The 20,167-nt window shown below is 63.2% G+C and carries 17 protein-coding genes and 1 tRNA gene; 6 read left to right on the plus strand and 12 right to left on the minus strand.

Going from position 1 to position 20,167, the window contains the following annotated elements:
• Positions 1-20: 20 nt before the first annotated feature.
• Positions 21-1,223 (minus strand): MFS transporter, encoded by a 1,203-nt coding sequence (locus MOV80_RS17950; protein WP_118268537.1) that lies wholly within the window; start codon positions 1,221-1,223, stop codon positions 21-23.
• 100 nt (positions 1,224-1,323) lie between these two features.
• Between MOV80_RS17950 and MOV80_RS17955 the strand changes: the two genes are divergently transcribed.
• Positions 1,324-2,250: a LysR family transcriptional regulator gene (locus MOV80_RS17955; RefSeq protein ID WP_118268536.1), complete on the plus strand. Its 927-nt coding sequence runs from the start codon at positions 1,324-1,326 to the stop codon at positions 2,248-2,250.
• A 150-nt stretch (positions 2,251-2,400) separates the two neighbouring features.
• Here the strand turns inward: MOV80_RS17955 and MOV80_RS17960 are convergent.
• Positions 2,401-2,476: transfer RNA gene (locus MOV80_RS17960), tRNA-Ala, on the minus strand.
• 168 nt (positions 2,477-2,644) lie between these two features.
• Here MOV80_RS17960 and MOV80_RS17965 point away from each other — a divergent pair.
• The gene (locus tag MOV80_RS17965; protein WP_118268520.1) at positions 2,645-3,271 is read left to right on the plus strand and encodes a glutathione S-transferase; all 627 of its coding nucleotides are present in this window, start codon (positions 2,645-2,647) and stop codon (positions 3,269-3,271) included.
• Between the two features lie 3 nt (positions 3,272-3,274).
• On the plus strand, positions 3,275-3,688 hold the full coding sequence (locus MOV80_RS17970; RefSeq protein ID WP_152596966.1) for a hypothetical protein: 414 nt from the start codon (positions 3,275-3,277) through the stop codon (positions 3,686-3,688).
• Positions 3,689-3,754: 66 nt separating this feature from the next.
• Here MOV80_RS17970 and MOV80_RS17975 read toward each other — a convergent pair whose 3' ends face one another.
• From MOV80_RS17975 to MOV80_RS17985, 3 genes are all read right to left on the minus strand, one after another.
• Positions 3,755-4,183: a hypothetical protein gene (locus tag MOV80_RS17975; RefSeq protein WP_118268519.1), complete on the minus strand. Its 429-nt coding sequence runs from the start codon at positions 4,181-4,183 to the stop codon at positions 3,755-3,757.
• A gap of 523 nt (positions 4,184-4,706) precedes the next feature.
• Positions 4,707-5,330: a hypothetical protein gene (locus MOV80_RS17980; protein WP_118268518.1), complete on the minus strand. Its 624-nt coding sequence runs from the start codon at positions 5,328-5,330 to the stop codon at positions 4,707-4,709.
• Between the two features lie 160 nt (positions 5,331-5,490).
• Positions 5,491-8,154 (minus strand): cytochrome c peroxidase, encoded by a 2,664-nt coding sequence (locus tag MOV80_RS17985; RefSeq protein WP_107732209.1) that lies wholly within the window; start codon positions 8,152-8,154, stop codon positions 5,491-5,493.
• A 254-nt stretch (positions 8,155-8,408) separates the two neighbouring features.
• Here MOV80_RS17985 and MOV80_RS17990 point away from each other — a divergent pair, with 254 nt between their 5' ends.
• Positions 8,409-8,624: a hypothetical protein gene (locus tag MOV80_RS17990; protein WP_107732208.1), complete on the plus strand. Its 216-nt coding sequence runs from the start codon at positions 8,409-8,411 to the stop codon at positions 8,622-8,624.
• Entirely contained in the window at positions 8,596-8,784 is a 189-nt protein-coding gene (locus MOV80_RS17995; protein WP_107732207.1) for a hypothetical protein, read from the plus strand. Before MOV80_RS17990 ends, MOV80_RS17995 begins: the two co-directional genes overlap by 29 nt.
• 110 nt (positions 8,785-8,894) lie before the next feature.
• On the opposite strand, the gene MOV80_RS18000 is transcribed toward MOV80_RS17995, so the two are convergent.
• Positions 8,895-9,413: a DUF2878 family protein gene (locus MOV80_RS18000; protein WP_118268517.1), complete on the minus strand. Its 519-nt coding sequence runs from the start codon at positions 9,411-9,413 to the stop codon at positions 8,895-8,897.
• The gene (gene metH, locus MOV80_RS18005; protein ID WP_019102436.1) at positions 9,403-13,116 is read right to left on the minus strand and encodes a methionine synthase; all 3,714 of its coding nucleotides are present in this window, start codon (positions 13,114-13,116) and stop codon (positions 9,403-9,405) included. Before metH ends, MOV80_RS18000 begins: the two co-directional genes overlap by 11 nt.
• Before the next feature lie 117 nt (positions 13,117-13,233).
• Between metH and MOV80_RS18010 the strand changes: the two genes are divergently transcribed.
• Positions 13,234-14,001, plus strand: coding sequence for a transporter substrate-binding domain-containing protein (locus tag MOV80_RS18010; RefSeq protein WP_118268516.1), 768 nt, complete (start codon positions 13,234-13,236; stop codon positions 13,999-14,001).
• Positions 14,002-14,025: 24 nt separating this feature from the next.
• Here the strand turns inward: MOV80_RS18010 and MOV80_RS18015 are convergent, their stop codons facing one another.
• From MOV80_RS18015 to hemA, 5 genes are all read right to left on the minus strand, one after another.
• Positions 14,026-14,448, minus strand: a complete 423-nt coding sequence (locus MOV80_RS18015) for a MarR family transcriptional regulator (protein WP_019102438.1) — start codon at positions 14,446-14,448, stop codon at positions 14,026-14,028.
• The gene (locus MOV80_RS18020) at positions 14,441-16,021 is read right to left on the minus strand and encodes an MFS transporter (RefSeq protein WP_019102439.1); all 1,581 of its coding nucleotides are present in this window, start codon (positions 16,019-16,021) and stop codon (positions 14,441-14,443) included. The genes MOV80_RS18015 and MOV80_RS18020 overlap by 8 nt, the downstream gene beginning before the upstream one ends.
• Before the next feature lie 141 nt (positions 16,022-16,162).
• Positions 16,163-17,083 carry a transcriptional regulator GcvA gene (gene gcvA / locus MOV80_RS18025; RefSeq protein ID WP_019102440.1) on the minus strand — a complete coding sequence of 307 codons (921 nt, stop codon included), beginning with the start codon at positions 17,081-17,083 and terminating at the stop codon, positions 16,163-16,165.
• Positions 17,084-17,716: 633 nt separating this feature from the next.
• Positions 17,717-18,793, minus strand: coding sequence for a peptide chain release factor 1 (gene prfA / locus MOV80_RS18030; RefSeq protein WP_107732206.1), 1,077 nt, complete (start codon positions 18,791-18,793; stop codon positions 17,717-17,719).
• Positions 18,793-20,046 (minus strand): glutamyl-tRNA reductase, encoded by a 1,254-nt coding sequence (hemA, locus tag MOV80_RS18035; RefSeq protein WP_019102442.1) that lies wholly within the window; start codon positions 20,044-20,046, stop codon positions 18,793-18,795. The genes prfA and hemA overlap by 1 nt, the downstream gene beginning before the upstream one ends.
• Between the last annotated feature and the right edge of the window lie 121 nt (positions 20,047-20,167).

A 20,167-nucleotide genomic window follows, 5' to 3' on the forward strand; every position in this document is an offset into this window, starting at 1 on the left:
ATGCGGGCGACGGGCAACGCTCAATACGCCGGTTCAGCGGCTTCGGCGGTGCGCGCTGGCAGGCCGTCGCGCTGGTCCAGCGCGCCGCTCCAAGCGGTCAACGCGAAAGCGCCCAGCGTCACTGCCGCCGCAATCCACGGCGTATGAGCCAGGCCGATGCGTTCCACAATCAGCCCGCCCAGCGAGGAACCGCCGGCAACGCCGAGATTAAAGGCGGCGATATTGAAGCCCGACGCGATGTCCGCGGCCTCCGGCGCGAAATGCCGCGCCTGCTTGACGACGTAGACTTGCAGGCCGGGCACATTGCCGAAGGCGACGGCGCCCCAGGCCAGCATCGTCAGCACCGCCAACCCGGCGAAGTGAACGGTGAAGGTCAAGGCCAGCAACACCAGCGCCAGCAGCAGGAAGATCCGCTTCAACGCCTTGACCGGACCGGCGCGGTCCGCCAGCTTGCCGCCCCAGACATTGCCGAAGGCGACCGATACGCCGTAGCCAACCAACACCAAGCTGATCTGAGCCGGGGTGAAGCCGGCAATCTGCTCCAGCAGCGGCGCCATATAGGTGAAGGCGATCAGCGAGCCGCCGTAGCCCACCGCCGTCATTGCGTAGACCAACAGCAGCCGCGGCTGGGTCAGCACGCGCAACTGCCGCGCCAGCGGCGCCGGCTCCATCTGCGCGATACGGCGCGGCATGAAGATCAGAGAGCCAACCAAGGCGACGAGGCCGAACAGCGCGACAACCAGGAAAGTGGCGCGCCAGCCAAAGTGTTGGCCGATGAAGGTGCCGAGCGGGATGCCGGCGACAAAGGCCACGGTCATGCCGCTGAACATGGTTGCAATCGCACTGGCGGCCTTGTCCTTGGGCACCAGCGTGGTGGCGATGACGGAGCCGACCGAAAAGAACACGCCGTGGGCGAGGCCGGTGAGAATGCGCGCGACGATCAGCGACTCATAGCCGGGCGAGCGCCAGGCGACCAGATTGCCAACGGTAAACAACGCCATCAGCGCGGCCAACAGCGTCTTGCGCGGCATGCGGCCGGTCAGCGCGGTCAACAGCGGCGCGCCGATGGCGACGCTGAGCGCGTAGAGACTGACCAGCAAGCCGGCGGAGGGCAGGGTCACCTGGAGATCGGACGCGATGGTCGGGATCAGCCCGACAATGACGAATTCGGTCGTCCCGATAGCGAAGGCGCTAATGGTCAGCGCGAGTAGAGCAAGTGGCATGTTTGAATCCATGGTCCTTAAGGAATGGATGCAGTGTGCCCGCTTTACTTTTGCGCAAAAACCCGCTTATAAACGAAATTATCTTGAATTAAATTCAACAATGAAAATCACGCTAGACGAACTTCAGGTCTTCGTCACCGTGGTCGACACCGGCTCCATCACCGCCGCGGCCCAGCAACTGGAGCTCACCGTATCGGCCACCAGCCGCTCGCTGGCGCGGCTGGAAGATAAGCTGAAGACCACGCTGCTGCGCCGGACCACGCGCCGCCTGGAACTGACCGAGGAAGGCCGCGCCTTCCTGCACAATGCCCGCGCCATCATCGAATCGGTGGACAACGCCGAGGAGCAAATGCTGGCGCGGCGCGAACAGCCGTCCGGGCGGCTGCGGGTCGACGCCGCCACCCCCTTCATGCTGCACGTGATCGTGCCGCTGGTCCGCGCCTACCGCGAGCGCTACCCGCAGGTGGAGCTGGAATTGAACAGCAATGAAGGCATCATCGACCTGCTGGAGCGACGCACCGACGTGGCGATCCGCATCGGCCGGCTGAAGGACTCGACGCTGCACAGCCGCCTGATCGGCCATAGCCGGCTGCGCATTCTCGCCAGCCCGGCTTATCTGGAAGCCCACGGTCAGCCGCACGATGTCCAAGCGCTGAGCCGGCACGCGCTGCTGGGCTTCAATCAACCCGAAACGCTGAACAGCTGGCCGCTGCTCGGCGCCGACGGCGAGGCCTACCGGATTGAACCGGCGGTGCGGACCTCCAGCGGAGAGACGCTGCGTCAGCTTGCGCTGAACGGCGCCGGCATCGTCTGCCTGTCGGATTTCATGACCGAGCAAGACCGCGAATCCGGCCGTCTGGTCCAAATCCTCATACCGGACACCCTGGACATGCGCCAGCCGGTCCAGGCCGTCTATTACCGCAACACCGCGGTGTCGTCGCGGATCGCCTCCTTCATCGACCACCTGATCCAGTCGCTCAACAGCAAGACGCCCGCAGAGCGGGCGAGGCGATGGGCCGATAAATAACTCCCGCTCAAGAGACTTTAGCGCAGCTGAAGCGGTTCAAAGCGTGACGACGGCGGAACGGATACGGCGAGCAAGATGAAAGCGGAGGATAAGCAGGCAGTTTGGCCAAGACAGGCTTACGGTCACATGGGGAAACAAGGGAGGGGAAGATGGTGGACCGAAGGAGGATCGAACTCCCGACCTCTGCATTGCGAACGCAGCGCTCTCCCAGCTGAGCTATCGGCCCAAATCGACAGCCATGATATGACAAGGGCCTTGCGCTTGCCAAGCCCGGCCCCACAGCATCCGGCCAAGCTGGCGCATCCCCGCCACAACTCGCCATTTCAATGGCATGCCCGCCCCCGGCGAGACTACACTGCTCCGGCTCATCTCAACATCATCGCCGGAGATTTCCATGCTGCGCATCCTGGGCCGCACCAGTTCCATCAACGTCCGCAAAGTGCTGTGGACCTGTCATGAAATCGGCATCGACTACCAACGCGAAGACTGGGGCCGCGGCTTCCAGTCCGCCAGCAGCCCGGAATTCCTGGCGCTCAACCCCAATGCGCTGATTCCGACAGTGGTGGACGACGGCCTGGTGCTGTGGGAATCCAACACCATCTGCCGCTACCTGGCCGACTCGCGCCGGGCCAGCCACCTGCTGCCCACCGATCCGCGCAGCCGCGCCCAGGTGGAAAAATGGATGGACTGGCAGGCCACCGAGCTGAACGGCTCCTGGGGCTACGCCTTCCACGGCCTCAGCCGGCACAGCCCGGAACATCAGGACCCGGCGCTGATCCAGGCCAGCATTCAACAGTGGGGCCACTATATGTCCATCCTGGACCGGCAACTGGCTTCGCAGGATACGCCCTACATCTGCGGCGACGATTTCACCCTGGCCGACATCGTGCTCGGTCTGTCCATCCACCGCTGGCAGCTAACGCCTTTCGACAAGCCGGAACTGCCGCATGCGAACGCCTATTATCAGCGCCTGATTCAACGGCCGGGGTTTGTGACGCATGGCAGTATCGGAGTGGCGTAAAAAATGGCTGCGGATATTTTACATACCACCCAAAACAAATATGGCCAAGTAAGTTTAGAAGCCATTGAGCTTTATAAGACTGGTACTCCATTGCCAGAGGCTTGGCATCTAGCCGCTATCAAAATATTTAGCCAGAAGCAGCAGGCAAGCATTGAAAAGGGGTGTCCTAAATCGGCATTCTTGGGACTTGCTTCTGCCGGAAAAATTAAGGGGATTCCCAAAGGGAACTATACAAAATCAGAAGATAATAAAAATTACGCATTAACCGCATTAGAAATCATAACAAATAATCCATTACTAGCTTCCGATGCGAAGCTTCTATGGAAACTTGTCATGAATGGAGTAGAAAAAAGTCATAACCAACAGATGGATGTCGTTATCACTCTGTGGAACGCTAAAAAGTTCTCTCACCAATAAGTCAGGAAATTGAGCGTAAAAACTAAAGAAGCCCGGCAACGCCGGGCTTTCACTTCTCAGACTGACTTAAGCCTTCCTCACCTTGCCCTCCAGGTCAAAACTCGCCTCCACCGCCCGGTGATAGTCGTGCTGGCCATCGACATGGGCGAACACGTCCAGGCGACGCAAGCCCAGCGCCAGCACGCGTTCCAGATGGTTGAAGAAGGCCACCCAAACGCCACGCTGTTGCTCGTTGGCGAAGTCGATGTCTCGGGCGATGCGGCCGAGCAGGCCGGAACCGACCAGCAGCGGATTGTCCTTCAGCCATTGCAGCAGATGGGCGGCGTATTCGCGGCCGTCGGCGCAGGCCTGTGGATAAGAATCGTAGCTGGGCTCGATTTGCCAGTAATGGGGATAAGTGCGACCGGGGATGAAACTGACGAAGGGCAACAGGGTTTCGACAGCTTCTCTTGATACGCCTTTGTAGCGGCGGCGCGGGGGGAAAAATGGATTCATACACAAGCTCCTGAGCAAAGCCTGTCGCTGAACTTGCGCAGTTCAGCGCCAAGACCACATGAAAATGAAAAATGCGAATCTGATTTCATTTACCCATGTAGTTCTCTGAACCCATCGTGATGGGAACAAACCAGAACGTAAGGGATTGGCGTACAGCCGTCACCATCGTGGCCGCGCAACGCGGCGCGATGGTTGGCACGCGCGCGGTTAGCAACACGTGTTCCTTACTATTCAGGTTTGCACTCCCGGTGCCACCATTGCGCGGCACAAGGCGGATTGTTGCCGCTGTGGCGGGTGGGGTCAAGGGAGCGGCGACTGGTTCAAGCTTGCACAAGCGAATGTGACGTTAAGAACGTGTTTACGATCTTGCGAGCAAGAGCGAGACAAGGCAGAAACCGCTAAGAAAGTGGAGAGGATATTTGGCCAAGCAAATATCCTTTCCCTGCTCGCCGGGCAGTCCCGGCAATGAAAATCATCATCCGCGCAGCGGATTCAGACTCTGGAAAAGCGTAAACGACCAACATCACTCCCGCATATGCAGCCCGTAGTACATGGTCTGGTCCCAGTAGCCACCGGTGAGGCCAGCCAGATATTGCGCCGCGCGGAACAAATCCGCCGCGCTGCAGCAACCGGCGCTGACATTGCCACGGTAGAGCCCGCTATTGGGATCGAACACCCAGATATAGTCGCTGCCCTTGTAGACGCCGACGGCGTGGCCGGAAGCGCCGCCGTTATGCATCAGGTTGAGGAATAGCGCGTCGCCGAGCACCATCCGATTTTCGATGATGTCTTGCCAGGCTTGAGCGCTGGCGCCGTGGGCGTTGTTGCTGTAGTGGCAGAAGACGAGGCCGAAGGTTTCCGCATGATTGGCGTCGCCCACCCGGTTGTGGGCGGCCACCGAGGGGTAGACCTGCTGTTCCAGATAGGAGGCGAAGCGGAACAGGTAAGTCCCGTTGTCGAATTGCTGGTAGAGCGCGTCCGCCTGCGCGGTGGTGGGCAGGTAGTCGCCGGCGCTGCTGCCCATATTGAATTTGCCCACGCGGTCCTGGATGTGCTTGAGCCACAGGCAGACCGCGGCCTCGCACACCCCGGCGGCGTTGGCACCGTTCCCGGCATTATTGAAAGCCCTTTGCAACGACCACGCCATCGCGTCCCCCCTTGTTGCTTACTGGTTTCAGATTTTCAAGACACGCGCCTGTCATGGCGCGATATTTCGAAATAAACCGTAAACGGTGTTTGCGCCAGTGGATTCAAGCGTGACCACGGCCCGGCGGCGATGCCGGGCCGTGGCTGATCATGAGTGTTTCTCAGCGCCGGAACAGCTCGGCCTCGCTGGCCGGCTGCAGCCGCGGCGGGCCGGACAAGGCTTGCAGGAAGGCGTGCAACGCCTGTTTTTCCGCGGCGCTGAGGCCCAACGGCTTGAGCAGCGGCGAGGGCTTGGGCAGCGTGTATTTTTCCACGCCCACCGCTTCCACCAGATTGCCGCCGCTGTTGTAGAACTCGATCACGCCGGCGCCGTTCTCATCCAGCGGGAGGTCGCCGGTGTGCATGTAGTCGCCGGTGTAGAGCAGATCGCGCAGGGTGGGGGTGCGGAATTTGCCCAGATCGGCGCGCAGGCCGGTGACGCCGCCGCGGCCCAGGTCTTCCTTGTCGCGGCCGATGTAGTTGAGGCCGGTGTTGTGGAACTGGTTGTCGGACAGCAGCGGGCTGTTGTGGCAGTTGATGCAGCGCGCCTTGGTTCGGAACAGATGCAGGCCCCACAGCGCTTGGTCGTTCAGCGCGGCGCGCTCGCCCTTGAGGAAGCGGTCGAAGGCGCTGTCCTGGCTGATCAGGGTGCGCTCGAAGGTGGCGATGGCCTTGGCCATGCGCTCCAGATCCACGCGGCTGTCGCCATAGGCGGCGGTGAACAGCGGCGCGTATTCCGGTGCGGCGGCGATCTTGGCCACGGCCTGGCCCAGCGGCTGGTGCATTTCCAGCGGGTTGACCACCGGGCCCTTGGCTTGCTCTTCCAGGCTGGCGGCGCGGCCGTCCCAGAACAGCGCGCCGACATAGGCGGTGTTGAGCAGGGTCATGGCGTTGCGGCCGCCCAATTGGCCAATGTGGCCTTGGGACACCGGGCGCGGATCGCTCCAGCCGTGTTCCGGCGCGTGGCAGCTGATACAGGCGATGCGGTTGTTGCGGGACAGCCGGGGGTCGCGGAACAGTTTGTCGCCCAGCGCCGCCTTGGCGGCGCTATAGGGGTTGTCGGCCGGAAACGGCACCGCCGGCAGCAGGCCCAGGTCGCGGAAACCGGCTTGCGCCGCCGCGTCCAGCGAGGGAGCGGGCCAGGCCGCTTGGCGGTCCGCGCCGGGCTGGTATTGGCTGTAGCGGGTCCGCCATTGCGCCAGCTGGGCGGCGTCCGGCTCCTCGCCGTCGCTGTCCGGCAGCGGCGGCTTGGCCGGCCGGATGGAGAGGGCGACCAGCAGCGGTTGCTCGGCCTGGCCGGCGAGATGGGCCGCGCTCTGTTTTCCGCCGTTTCGGTCCAAGCCGTAGAGCTCGCCGCTCGCGTCGCGCGCCCATACTCGGGCGGCGGCGGCGGCGTTGGCGGCGGGATAGTCCTGATCCTGTTGCAATTGCAGCCAGCGGATGGCCTCGGCCACGCTGGGCAACCGCCAATTGTCCTGCTGGCACAGCCGCTGCTGTTGCAACGCGGCCAACGCCGGATTAAGGCTGGCCGCGCCGGCCGGCCGCGGCCGGGCCTGCCACAGGATGACGTCGCGCCAGCTGTCCGGGTGCTGGTTGTCGTCGACGCAGGCGGCCTGGGCCGGCGTGGTCAGTTGGCCGTCGGCGCTGACCGGGATGTAGGCCGGCGGCTTCGGCGGATTCTGTTCCGGGTTGGGATCGTCCGCCAGCTTGGGGCCGCGCACCAGGCGCAGCCGCGCCGGCTGGCCCAGGCTGAGGCTGACGCTGGGCAGAGTGCGGTGGGTGTCGTCGAAAGCCACCGCCACCGCGCCTTCGCCGCGGCGGCTGGTGGCGGTCCAGTAAAAGGCGGCTTCGGCGTCCGGGAAGACATGGCGGTCCATCGCCGGCAGGCCGCGCGAGCGGTCGTACTGGCTCCAGTCCAGCAGGGTTTTCAGTTCGCGCTCGGTGGGCAGCCGCCAGCCGCGTTCCGCGGCGATGTCTTCTTCGCTGTCTTCGAAGCCGCAGAGTTTTTGCTTGTTCACGGCTTCGGTGTAGGTGACGGCCAGGCAGTCTTCCTGGCCGGGTTCGCATTGGGCCGGGCGTTCCGGATTGCGGCTGGCGCTGGCGTAATAGCTGTGGAACTGGCTGCGCAGGCCCTGCACGGACTTCACTTCCCAGATCAAGCCGGTCTGCTTGTCTTTCACGCAACCGGCGCGTTCGCCGGCGTCGGTCAGGGGCGCGCCGTCGGTTTCGGCCAGCGGGGTAAAGCGCGGACCGGGCGGCTGTTCGCGCAGCGCGGCCAGGCTCAGGCGAAAGTGGCTGGCCGCGTAGTCGGCGGCCACTACGCTGCGGGCAATACCGGCGCTGTCCAGCAGGGTTTGCAAATCGCCGGCCTGTTCCAAGCGCATGCTGCGCCGGAAACGGGCGGCGGTGTCAGCGCTGATCTGGATGCCGTTGTTGGGGTTGTCATCTTCGTCCAGCGTCAGCAGCAGCTGTACCTGACGCAGCACTTTGGGATCCGCCGGGTTCTGGCTGCCAACCAGTTGCAGCGGGGTAAGCTGGGCCGCACCCAGGCTACGGCCCAGTTCCAGCTGACCGATGCGGAAGACGACGATTTCGCCGTCCAGGTAGTGGAATTCGCCGTTGGCGGTGGTTTTGCCGGCATGGCTGCCGCTGTCGTAGTCCAGGCCCGCTACCGGGCTATCGACAAAGACGCCGGTGCGAACCGGCTGGGCAGCGGGGCCGCCGGAGCAGGCGGCCACTGCCAGGCTGCCCGCCAGGATGAAGGGGAATGCTAAGCGCGAGTGCATCACTGTTATTAAGAATCATTTTCAAAACGGCAGATTATGCGTTTGTAGAGTTGTTCGTACAAGAAGCATGTCGGGGATAGGGAAGCCGGAGTCGCGACTTGGCCGTTCAGCCGCTGTACTCAAGCAGCGACGATGCCTCGCGTCGTTTGATCGATATCGATTAGCAGAATCGGCTTCTATTGGTGCAATCGCATAAAATGCCCGAGCCCGGCCGATGTCGTCGGGACAATTTTTTGTGATGAATGAGGCATCCCATGAAACACTTGAAGCAGGCCAGCCTGCTGGCCATCGCGATGTTCGCGTTCTGCCACGCCGCCTGGGCCGCCAAACCGATAGAGGTTGGCGAAGACGGCGAAACCCGCATCGTGCTGAGCGGCACGGTGGTGGGGCCGGTGCAGTCCGGCAGCAAGGCCGACGGCACTTTTTTTCAAGGCCTTCCATTTGAAACTGGCACAAGCGCTGCGCTTTGACGACGGCGGCTCTTGCGGTGAACAGGAACTGCGCAGCCTGGCGCTGAACCAGGGCGATATGGCGCGCTACCAGGGCAAGCGCATCCAGGTGCGCGCCAAGGTGTTCTGCCAGGAAAATCGCACCGGCAGCTACCATTTGTCCGATATCGAAGTGCTCTGAGCGGCTACGGCTCCGACGTAAAAAAAGCAGCCCATCGGCTGCTTTCTTGTTTTGGGGCGCGCGGTTTCAACTTATCCACAGACCGGCAAAAATTTTCATCTTATCCACAATCACGCCTGCGTCGCCGCCCGTTCGTCCGCCGGCAACAGGCGCGGCGTCCAGGCCAGCAAGGCCGCCCATAGCAGGCCCAAGACCAGCAGCGTCAGCCACAACGGCGCGCCGGCTTGCAGACCGCGCAGTTGCGCGCCGCCCCAATAAGCCAACGGCCCCGCCAGCGCGCCGATGAGCGCCAGCAAGCGCGGCGACGGCCGCCAGGCGTCCAGCAGGCGCAGCCACCAACAGCTGAAGCTCAGCCACAAGGTGACTCTCCACAAGGGCAGGGTGCCGACGCCGACGAAGCGGTACAGCCCCAGGCCGGCGATGGCGAAGTCCAGCAGGCAGCCCGTCGCGGTCAACAGCAGCGCGCGGGCTTTGAGCCCGGCCGGCAATCCTTGCCAGGCCAACAGCGCGCCGGCCAGCAACAGCACCACGTAGCGGTCGCGGAAACTGAGCAACAGCCAGGCCCCGGCGCAGAACAGCAGGCCGCCCAGCAGCAGCCTGGGCCAGCGCTTGCCCGCCTCAGGCGTCATAGCCCAGATTGGGGGCCAGATCGCGTTCGGCTTGTTCCACGCTGACGCCGCGGCGTTCGGCGTAGCTGGCCACCTGGTCGCGCTCTATCTTGCCCACGCCAAAGTAGCGCGCGGCAGGGTGACTGAGATAAAAACCGGACACGGCGGCGGTGGGCAGCATCGCGTAGCCTTCGGTCAGCGTCATGCCGATGGCCGGCGCGTCCAGAAGTTCGAACAGCGCGGTCTTGACGGTGTGGTCCGGGCAGGCCGGGTAGCCGGGCGCTGGGCGGATGCCCTGGTACTTTTCGTCGATCAGCGCTTCGTTGTCCAGTTGCTCGGCGGCGGCGTAGCCCCAGAACTCCCGGCGCACTCGGGCGTGCATCAGTTCCGCGAAGGCTTCGGCCAGCCGGTCCGCCAGCGCCTTGAGCAGGATGGAGGAATAGTCGTCGCCGGCGTCTTCGAAGCGTTTGACGTGCGGCTCGATGCCAATGCCGGCGGTAACGGCGAAGGCGCCGATGTAATCCTGCACGCCGCTGTCCCGCGGCGCGATGTAGTCGGCCAGCGCCCAGTTGGCCTTGCCGTCCATCTTGGGCAGTTGCTGACGCAGCCCCACCCAGCTCATCAGGCTGGCGCGGTTGTCCGGATCGCGGATTTCGATGTCGTCGTGGTTGACGCTGGAAGCCGGGAACAGACCGATCACCGCGTTAGCCCCCAGCCAGTTCTCGGCGATGATCTGCTTGAGCATCACTTGCGCGTCCTCGTACAAGGCGCGCGCGGATTCGCCGACGATCTCGTCGTTCAGGATGCGCGGGAAGCGGCCGGCCAGTTCCCAGCTCTGGAAGAACGGGGTCCAGTCGATGTAGGCGGCGATCTCGGCCAGCGGATAGCGCTCGAAGCGGCGCACGCCCAGCCATTTCGGCTTGGGCGGCTGGTAGGCCGTCCAGTCTATCGCTTCCTTGTTGGCGCGCGCCTGCTCCAGGCCGACCACCTTGCGGCTCGCCTTGTTGGCGTGGCCTTCGCGGGCGCGGTCTTGCTCGGCCTGGTTTTCCAAAACGAAGGCGTCGCGCAGCGTATCTGACAACAGGTTTGAGCAGACGCCGACGGCTCGGCTGGCGTCCGGCACGTAGATCACCGGATGTTGATAGTGCGGAGCGATCTTGACAGCGGTGTGGACCTTGGATGTGGTGGCGCCGCCGATCAACAATGGGATGGTGAAGCCCTGGCGCTGCATTTCCTTTGCCACATGGCTCATTTCTTCCAGGCTGGGCGTGATGAGGCCGGACAGGCCGATGATGTCGGCCTTGTGCTCAATGGCGGCGTCCAGGATTTTCTGGCAGGGCACCATCACGCCCAGGTCGATCACCTGATAGTTATTGCAGCGCAGCACCACGCCGACGATGTTCTTGCCGATATCGTGGACGTCGCCCTTAACCGTGGCCATGATGATCACGCCCTTGGCCGGCGCGTCGGCCAAGCCAAGCCGGATTTTTTCCTCCTCGATGAAGGGCTCGAGATGAGCGACGGCGGCCTTCATCACCCGCGCGGATTTGACCACCTGCGGCAGGAACATCTTGCCGGCGCCAAACAAGTCTCCCACCACGTTCATGCCGTCCATCAGCGGACCTTCGATCACGTGGATGGGCCGCGCGGATTTCTGCCGCACTTCCTCGGTGTCTTCGACGATGAAGGTGGTAATGCCCTTGACCAGCGCGTGCTCCAGCCGCTTTTCCACCGGCAGCGCGCGCCAGGCCAGGTCTTCGCCCTTTTTCTCGCCAGCGGCTTCCCCTTTGTATTTTTCCGCCAGCGCGATCAGGTGTTCGGTGGCGTCGCCGCCGTCCTTGGGCGCGCGCATCAGCACCACGTCTTCAATGCGTTCGCGCAGTTCCGGATCTACCTCGTCGTAGACTTCCAGCGCGCCGGCATTGACGATGCCCATGGTCATGCCGCGCTGGATGGCGTGGTAGAGGAAGACGGCGTGGATGGCCTCCCGCACCTTGTTGTTGCCGCGGAAGGAGAAGGAGACGTTGGACACGCCGCCGGAAATCTTGGCGTGCGGCAGCTGCTGCTTGATCCAGCCGGTGGCTTCGATGAAGTCCAGGCCGTAACGCGCGTGTTCCTCAATGCCGGTGGCCACGGCGAAGATATTGGGATCGAAGATAATGTCTTCCGGCGGGAAGCCCACTTCGTCCACCAGAATGCGGTAACTGTTCTCACAGATTTCTATCTTGCGGGCGTAGGTGTCGGCCTGGCCGGCTTCGTCGAAAGCCATCACGATCACCGCGGCGCCGTAGCGGCGAATCAGCCGCGCCTGCTCAACGAATTTGTCCTTGCCTTCCTTCATCGAGATCGAGTTGACGATGCCCTTGCCCTGTATGCATTTGAGGCCGGCCTCGATCACGTCCCATTTGGAGCTGTCGATCATGATGGGCACGCGGGCGATGTCCGGCTCGGAGGCGATCAGGTTGAGGAAGCGCACCATGGCGGCATGGGCGTCCAGCATGCCCTCGTCCATATTGATGTCGATGACCTGGGCGCCGTTTTCCACTTGCTGACGCGCCACGTCCAGCGCGGTGGCGTAGTCGCCGTTGAGAATGAGCTTGGCGAAGGCGCGGCTGCCGGTGACGTTGGTGCGCTCGCCGACGTTGACGAACAAATCGCCGTCGCCGATGTTGAACGGCTCCAGGCCGGACAAGCGGCACTTGGCCTCGATCTGCGGCAACGGCCGCGGCGCGACGCCGTCCACCGCGCGGGCGATGGCGGCGATGTGTTCCGGCGTGGTGCCGCAACAGCCGCCTACGATGTTGATCAGGCCGGACTCCGCCCACTCACGGACGTAGACGCCCATCGCTTCCGGCTCCAGGTCGTAGCCGCCAAAGGCATTGGGCAGGCCGGCGTTGGCGTGCACCGATACATAGCCGGCGGACACTCTCGCCATTTCCTCGACATAGGGCCGCAGCAGGTCCGGACCCAACGCGCAGTTGAGGCCGTAGCTAACCGCGTCGGCGTGGGACAGCGAGTTGTAGAAGGCCTCGGTGGTCTGCCCGGTCAGGGTACGGCCGGATTGGTCTGTGATGGTGCCCGAAATCATGATAGGCAAACGCGGCGTGCCCGGACGCTCATCAAAGTATCGGTGAATGGCGAACACCGCCGCCTTGGCGTTCAGGGTGTCGAAAATGGTTTCCACCAACAGCAGGTCCGCGCCGCCCCGCACCAGGCCGTCTATCGCCTCGGTATAGGACGTCACCAGTTCATCGAAGCTGACATTGCGGTAGCCCGGGTCGTTGACATCCGGGCTGATGCTACAGGTGCGGTTGGTGGGACCAAGCACGCCGGCGCAGTAGCGCGGCTTGGCCGGATTGGCGGCGCTGGCCTTCTCGCACAGTTCCTTGACCAGCCTGGCCGCGGCATGATTGATTTCCCAGACTAGGCTTTCCATGGCGTAATCCGCCATGGCGATGGAAGTGGCGTTGAAGGTGTTGGTTTCGATGATGTCGGCGCCGGCGTCCAGATAAGCCTGGTGAATGCCGCCGATCACGTCCGGGCGCGTTAGCGCCAGCAAGTCATTGTTGCCCTTGACGTCGCAAGGCCAGTCGGCAAAGCGCTCGCCCCGATAATCGGCTTCCTCCAACTGATGGCGTTGGATCATGGTGCCCATGCCACCATCCAGAATCAGAATGCGTTGGGACAGGTGTTGCCGGAGGGGATGCGAGAATGTTTTTGTCATGGCGGCTGAACTTTTTTTGTCTACAACGATAACAAGCGCAACGGACTCAAAAGGTCATCTTAACACTCGCAATCAACTGTCCGGGCGCTTGCTTAAGAATAAAGAGAGAACATCCATATGGCCATTACGAATAAGCTGTGGCTGCTCGCGGGGCTGGCGGCGGCTTGGTGCGGGGAGGCTTGGGCGGCGGGTAGTTTGCGTATAGGCGTGGCGGATACCGACGCGGCGCCGGTCGTGATGCTGTCCCCGGACGGCGAGCATCTGCGCGGCGGCTTGTCCAAGGATCTCGGCGAGATGCTGGCGGCGGAATTGGGCCTACGTCCGGAGTTCATCCTGATCGCCCGCAAACGAGTAGAACCCTCCATCGAATCCGGCCGGGTAGACATTATCTGCAACGCCAATCCGGACTGGTTCGGCAACGCGGCGCGTCTGGGCTGGACCCATGAAATCTACCCGCAATTGGAGCGGCCGTTGACATTGAAGCTGCCGACGGAGCTGCGCCAGGTGGGCGACCTCGCCGGCAAGCGCATCGTCACCATCCGCGGTTACAACTATCCCACGCTGGAACGCTTCTGGCGCGGCAACCCGGCTTTGCACAACGAGGAGGCGCGGATGGAGCTGCTGATCAAATCGGTGCAAAAACGGCTGAGCGATGTCGCCATCGTGTCTGAACTGGAGTTCGCCGCCTGGGCGCGCGCCTGGCCGCGAGATGCGGCGCAATTCAAGCTGCACCCTCTGGTAGTAACCTTCATGCCCACCATGTGCGCGGTGGCGCCGCATTCCGATATCAAGGTGGCGCAGCTGAATCAGGTCATAGACCGCCTGCAGAAAAGCGGCCGCATCAAGGCGGTGTTGAAAACCTATCAGTGGCAGCCGCAGGAATAAAAGCCGGCGGCCGGCGCCGCCGCTCTAATCCTGGCCGCGGAAGCGCTGTTCCAGCCGGTGCAGCACTTCCAGCGTGGTTTCCATCTGGCTGACGGGTACGTCCGCCAGCGCGTGCCGGAAAAAAGCTTCGCGCTTGGGTTGCACCGCCTCTATCAGCGCCTGGCCCGCCGGCGCCAACGTCACCAAGGTCTGGCGGTTGTCGGCCGGGTCGGTGATGCGCCGCACCAATTCCTCCTCCTCCATCGCCTTCAACTGCCGCGTCAGCGCGCCCGGATCCATCATCAGCCGGGTGGCCAGCTGTTTCTGCGTCGCCTGCTCCAGATCGGTCAGCGCGGCGAGGATGCGCCAGCGCGGCAAGGGGTAGCCCACCTGTTGCTCAAACGCCGCGTACATGGCGCGGCCGGTACGGCCAATTTGCTGCAGCAGATTGGGTGCGCGTTCAGTCATGGATTACCGCCGTCTTGGTTTTGACATCGCGCAATTCTACATGCGGGACTCGGCGCACGAGCAATAAGCCGAACACCGCCAGCGCCGCCACCAGCCACTGGCTGAGATGAATGGCGTCCACCAGCGCCAACCGGGAGGCGCCAAGCAGCGCACCGCCGTTGATCCCGGCCGCCGTCGTCAGTTGTTCGAAGCGGGCGGCGGTGTCCGGGCTGAGCAGGATTTGCGGATCGCGTAGCCAGGCCAGCCATTGCGGTTCGGTCGACAGAGCGTTGACGCCGGCGACGTAACGGTGGGTGACGAACACGCCCACCAGCGCTGTGCCTAGCATGCCGCCTATCATCCGCGTGGACTGGATCATGGCGGTGGCCACGCCCAGCTGTTCTCGCGGCGCGCTCTGTTGAACGAAGATGGTCAGATTAGGCAGCAGCAGGCCCAAACCCAGGCCGCCCACCGCCATCAGCATAGCCACCAGCCCGTGCCCGGTGGCGTCGTTCACCCAGCCCAGCGAGCCGGCGGTGAAAGCGAACAGCAGCAAGCCCAAACCCAGCAACAGGGTGGGGCGGCGCACCCGGGTGACGATGCGGCCGTTCAGGATGCTGCCCAGAGTGATGCACACCACCAGCGGCGTCACCAGCAGGCCTGCCTGGTTCGGGGACAAGCCAAAACCGCCCTGAAACATCAACGGCGCGTAATACATCACCGCGAACATGCCGCCGCCCAGTAGTAAAGACAGGCCGAACAAGGGCGCCAGGCTGCGGTGGCTCAACATGTCCAGCGGCAGCAGCGGATTGGAACAACGCCGCTCCCACCACAACAGGCCGGCCAAGGCGGCGAGGCTGCTCAGCCCCAGGCAGGCCATCAACCACAGCGGCTTGTGCAGCGGCAGCCATTCCACCAGCAATTGCATCGAGCCCAGCAGCGTCGCGATCAGCAACCCGCCCTGCCAATCCAGCTTGGACGCGGTTCCGGCTCGGCGCATCGCCGGCAAATAGCTCCACACAAACCACAGGCTGGCCAGGCCCACCGGCAGATTGACGAAGAAGACCCAACGCCATCCCAAATATTCGGTGAGAAAACCGCCTAGGGTCGGGCCCACCGCGTTGGCCAGGCCGAAAGCGGCGGTCAACATCACTTGCCAACGCAGGCGCTGCGCGGTTTCTGGAAACATGTCCGGCACACAGGCGAAGGTGGTGGCCACCAGCATGCCGCCGCCCACGCCTTGTAGCGCGCGCGCCAGCACCAGTTCCAACATGTTCTGAGCCAGGCCGCACAACATGGAGGCGACGGTGAACAGGATGATGGCGGTCAAGACGAAGGGCTTACGGCCGTGGTCGTCGCCCAGCTTGCCGAAGATGGGCACGGTGATGACCGAGGTCAGCAGATAGGCGGTTCCTACCCAGGCGTAGAGATCGAAGCCATGCAGCTCCGCCACCACGGTGGGCATGGCGGTGCCGACCACGGTCTGGTCGAGCGCCACCATCAGCAGCACAAAGCAGAGGCCAAGCATGGCCAGCACTTTCTGGCGGAAGTCCAGCGCGCCGGCCGCTCCAGCGGTTGCGGCTAAGGTGTTCATTTTTGTTGACCTGACAATAATTGACTAGTCAATTATTTTGCGCCGATAAGCCGCCGGAATCCAGTGCCGGACACAAAGATTTACAAAGCAGGCTTAAAACAGGTTCTTAGGCGGCGGCGCGGACGCGCCGCCGCACGCGCTTCAATAGCCGCGCCGCGCCAGCCAGCTGCTGGCCTCGCTCTTGGCCAGGATGGCCACCAGCCAGTCGCGGAACACCTTGACCTTGGGCAGTTCCGCCAGCTCGTGCGGATAGACCAAGTAATAGCTCCACTCGGTTTCCAGCACGGTGTCGAAAGGCATCACCAGCCGGCCGGAATCCAGGTCCTGGGTCACCATGGACACCTGGGCCAGGGTCACGCCCATGCCGGCGACGGCGGCGTGCAGCGCGTATTCGGAAGCGTCGAAGGTGACGCCGCTTTCCGGATTCACTCCATTGACGCCGGCCAGTTTCAGCCAGCGCTTCCAGGTGTCCTGATCACGCCACGGGTGCAGCAGGGTGTGGTGGCGCAAATCGTCCGGGGTGTTCAGCGGATGCTTGCCGTTAAGCAGGGCCGGCGAGCAGACCGGAATCAGCTTCTCGCGGCAGATGCACTCGGTGCGCAGATCCGGCGCCACTTCGGCGCGCGCCATGCCCACCACCGCCAGATCGTATTCCGCCCGGTTGAACGGCTTGTCGTGAATCAGCTGGGTCACCAGATGCAGCGTGTATTCCGGATAGCGGGTCTGGAAATCCGGCAGATTAGGCAGCACCCAGCGCATTGCCGGGGTGGGGGGCATGCGCACGCGCAGATCACTTTGCCGCAGCCGCAGCGCTTCGCTGGCTTCGTTCAGTAATTGGAAGGCTTCGCGCGCGGGCTTGATCAGCGCCTCGCCTTCGGCGGTCAGGGACAGCCCGCGCGCCTGCCGGGTGAACAGCGTGGCGCCGTAGTATTCCTCCAGCGTTTGCACATGGCGGCTGACCGCCCCCTGAGTCAGGCTGAGCGCGGCGGCGGCGCGGGTAAAGGACAAATGCTCGGCGGCAACGACAAATACGCGTAATGCATTCAGCGGTGGCAGCTTCATCTTACATGCCTTTTTATCATGGTTATCATGAAATTAACTGCTTTGTCATGCCAGGCGCAACATCGTATGCTAGGCATCCTGGGCACGGCTGGGCTTTGAATGGCGCTCCGCGGCATGCAGGCCGCCGCCATGCAACAATGGCATGGAGATCCGCTCTCCCCGCCGAGCGAGCCGTCTATGCCGCGCTCCCCGATTTCCAGCGCGGCGCCTGTAGCCGGAGTCAAGCCTGGCCTTGGCTTGCCCGGAAATGGAACCGTCATTCCCGAGCCTAAGGCTTTATCCGTACTGAAATAGTAACGGATTATAAATATTACAGGATGACATCCGCTTGCAACGGAGAATTTTCCACTGCTTACCGCGAGTCGCCGCAAGATGCGGCGGCGTCGCCAGATTGACTGCCAATCCACGTTGGGCATTGCCGGGTTCAGACAGGGCCCGGCTTTTTTTTTGCCCGCTATCCGGCGAACGGGCAAGAAAAAAGGCCACGCAAGTGGCCCAAAGTTCGGAGAATAAGCCCGCGCGGCAATCCTGCCTGCGGGCGCGGGCGGCAAACCGCCCGTTCTTGAGTTTGCGAGTGTAGCGCGTTGCGCCGACAGCGGCAACGCAATAATCCTTGCTAGTACCGCCCCGCTGTCATTCTCCCAATTCCGCCAACAATTCCGCCTGCTGTTCGGCGATCAAAGCGTCGGTCAGTTCGCTCAGGTCGCCGTCCATCACGTAATCCAACTTGTACAAGGTCAGGTTGATTCGATGGTCGGTGATGCGGCCCTGCGGAAAATTATAGGTGCGGATGCGCTCGGAGCGGTCTCCGGAGCCAATCAGGCTCTTGCGCTCGGCCGCCTCCTTCTGCTGCTGCTCGCGGCGCTGGATGTCCATGATGCGCGCCGCCAGCACTTGCATCGCGCTGGCCTTGTTGGCGTGCTGGGAACGGCCGTCCTGACACTCCGCCACAATCCCCGTCGGAATATGGGTGATGCGCACCGCGGAGTCGGTCTTGTTGATGTGCTGGCCGCCGGCGCCGCTGGCCCTGAAGGTGTCGATCCGCAGGTCCGACGGGTTCAGCACCACGTCGGCCAGCTCATCGGCTTCGGCCATCACCGCCACGGTGCAGGCGGACGTATGAATGCGGCCCTGGGTCTCGGTCACCGGCACCCGCTGCACGCGGTGGCCGCCGGACTCGAACTTGAGCCGGGAAAAAGCGCCGAAACCTATCAGGCGCACGATCACTTCCTTATAACCCCCCAGGTCGGACTCACTGGCGGATACGATCTCCGCTTGCCAGCGGTTGCGTTCCGCGTAGCGGGTATACATGCGCAACAGGTCGCCGGCGAACAGCGCGGCCTCGTCGCCGCCGGTGCCCGCGCGGATTTCCAGAAAGATGTTTTTCTCGTCGTTGGGGTCCTTGGGCAAGAGCAGCTTCTGCAACTCCAGCTCCAGCGCCGCCAGCTTGTCCTTGCCCTCGGCGATTTCCGCCTGGGCGAACTCCTTCATCTCCGGGTCCGACAACATGTCTTCCGCCGCGGCGATGTCGCTCTCGCACTGGCGATAGCTCTGGTAGGTTTCCACCACCGGGCTGAGTTCGGCGTGCTCGCGGGTGAGCTTGCGGAACGCATCCATATCTTGAGTGGCCGCTTCGCTGGCCAGGAGGTGGGTCACCTCTTCCAGACGGTCGGCCAGTTGCGCCAGTTTGGCCGCAATTGACGCTTTCATTACGACTCCGGGTGTAAACGATAAAGACGCGCCACGGCTTCCACTTGCGCGTCGTGCTCCGCGCCGCGCCCGGACGACAAGGCCCGGGTGGGGGGATGCATCAATTTATTGGTCAGTTGCACCGACAGGGTTTCCAGCACCCGCTCCGGCGCTTCGCCGCGCGCCAGCTGCTTGAGCGCGGCGTCGAGCGCGGCGCGGCGCAGCCGGTCGGCGTCGTCGCGCAGCGCGCGGATCAGCGGCACGGTCTCGCGCTTTTTCAGCCAGTCGCTAAATTCGCAGACCCGCGCCTGGATGATGGTTTCGGCTTCCGCGGCCGCGCTCTGGCGCGCTTCCTTGCCCACTTCCACCACGCTGGCGATATCGTCGACGCTGTACAGGAACACGTCGGCCAGCTTGCCCACTTCCACTTCAATGTCGCGCGGCACAGCCAGGTCCAGCATGAAAATGGGCCGGTGGCGACGGGCCTTGATCGCGCGCTCCACCATGCCCTTGCCGATGATGGGCAACTGGCTGGCGGTGGAGGTGACCAGCACATCGTAGCGCGGCAGGATGTCAGGCAGCTCGGCGAGGGTGACGGCGTTGCCGCCAAACTGCTCCGCCAACCGCTGGCCGCGCTCCAGCGTGCGGTTGGCCACGGTGATACAGGAAGGATTGCGCGCGGCGAAGTGGGTGGCCACCAGCTCTATCATTTCCCCGGCGCCGACGAACAGGATGTTCAGTTCGCCTATGGTGGGGAAGATCTGCTCGGCCAGCTTGACCGCCGCCGCCGACATCGACACCGAACTGGCGCCCACCGCGGTATTGGAACGCACTTCCTTTGCCACGGCGAAGGTACGTTGAAACAGACCGTTGAGCAGGGTGCCCATGGTGCCGGCGTGTTCGGCGCTACGTACCGCGTCCTTCAACTGGCCCAGAATCTGGGTCTCGCCCAGCACCATGGAGTCCAGGCCGGAAGCGACGCGGAAAGCGTGGCGCGCGGCGTTGGCCTCGTCCAGTTGATAAAGATAGGGTTGCATCTCCGCCAGCGCCAGGCCGTGGAATTTGGCCAGCCAGCTGAGCGCCGCCTGCGGATCGCTGCCGGTGCAATAGATCTCGGTGCGATTACAGGTGGAGACGATGGCCGCCTCGCGCGCCGCGTGCGAGCTGACCAGGCTGTCCAGCGCCTTGGGCAACACCTCCGCAGGAAAAGCCAGCTTTTCCCGGATGGAGAGCGGTGCGGTATGGTGGTTCAAACCAAGGGCGAACAGATGCATGGGCGGATAAGCCGCGGAAAGAAATGGGGTATTTTAGCCTAACTTGAACCGCAAGTCCTGCGCCGCGGCGGCAAGCCGCGCCGGTCCGTCGTCAGCGCCTTATATGACATAGCAGAATCCG

It is taken from the genome of Chromobacterium sp. IRSSSOUMB001 (genome assembly GCF_023507765.1).
GTDB lineage: Bacteria > Pseudomonadota > Gammaproteobacteria > Burkholderiales > Chromobacteriaceae > Chromobacterium > Chromobacterium haemolyticum.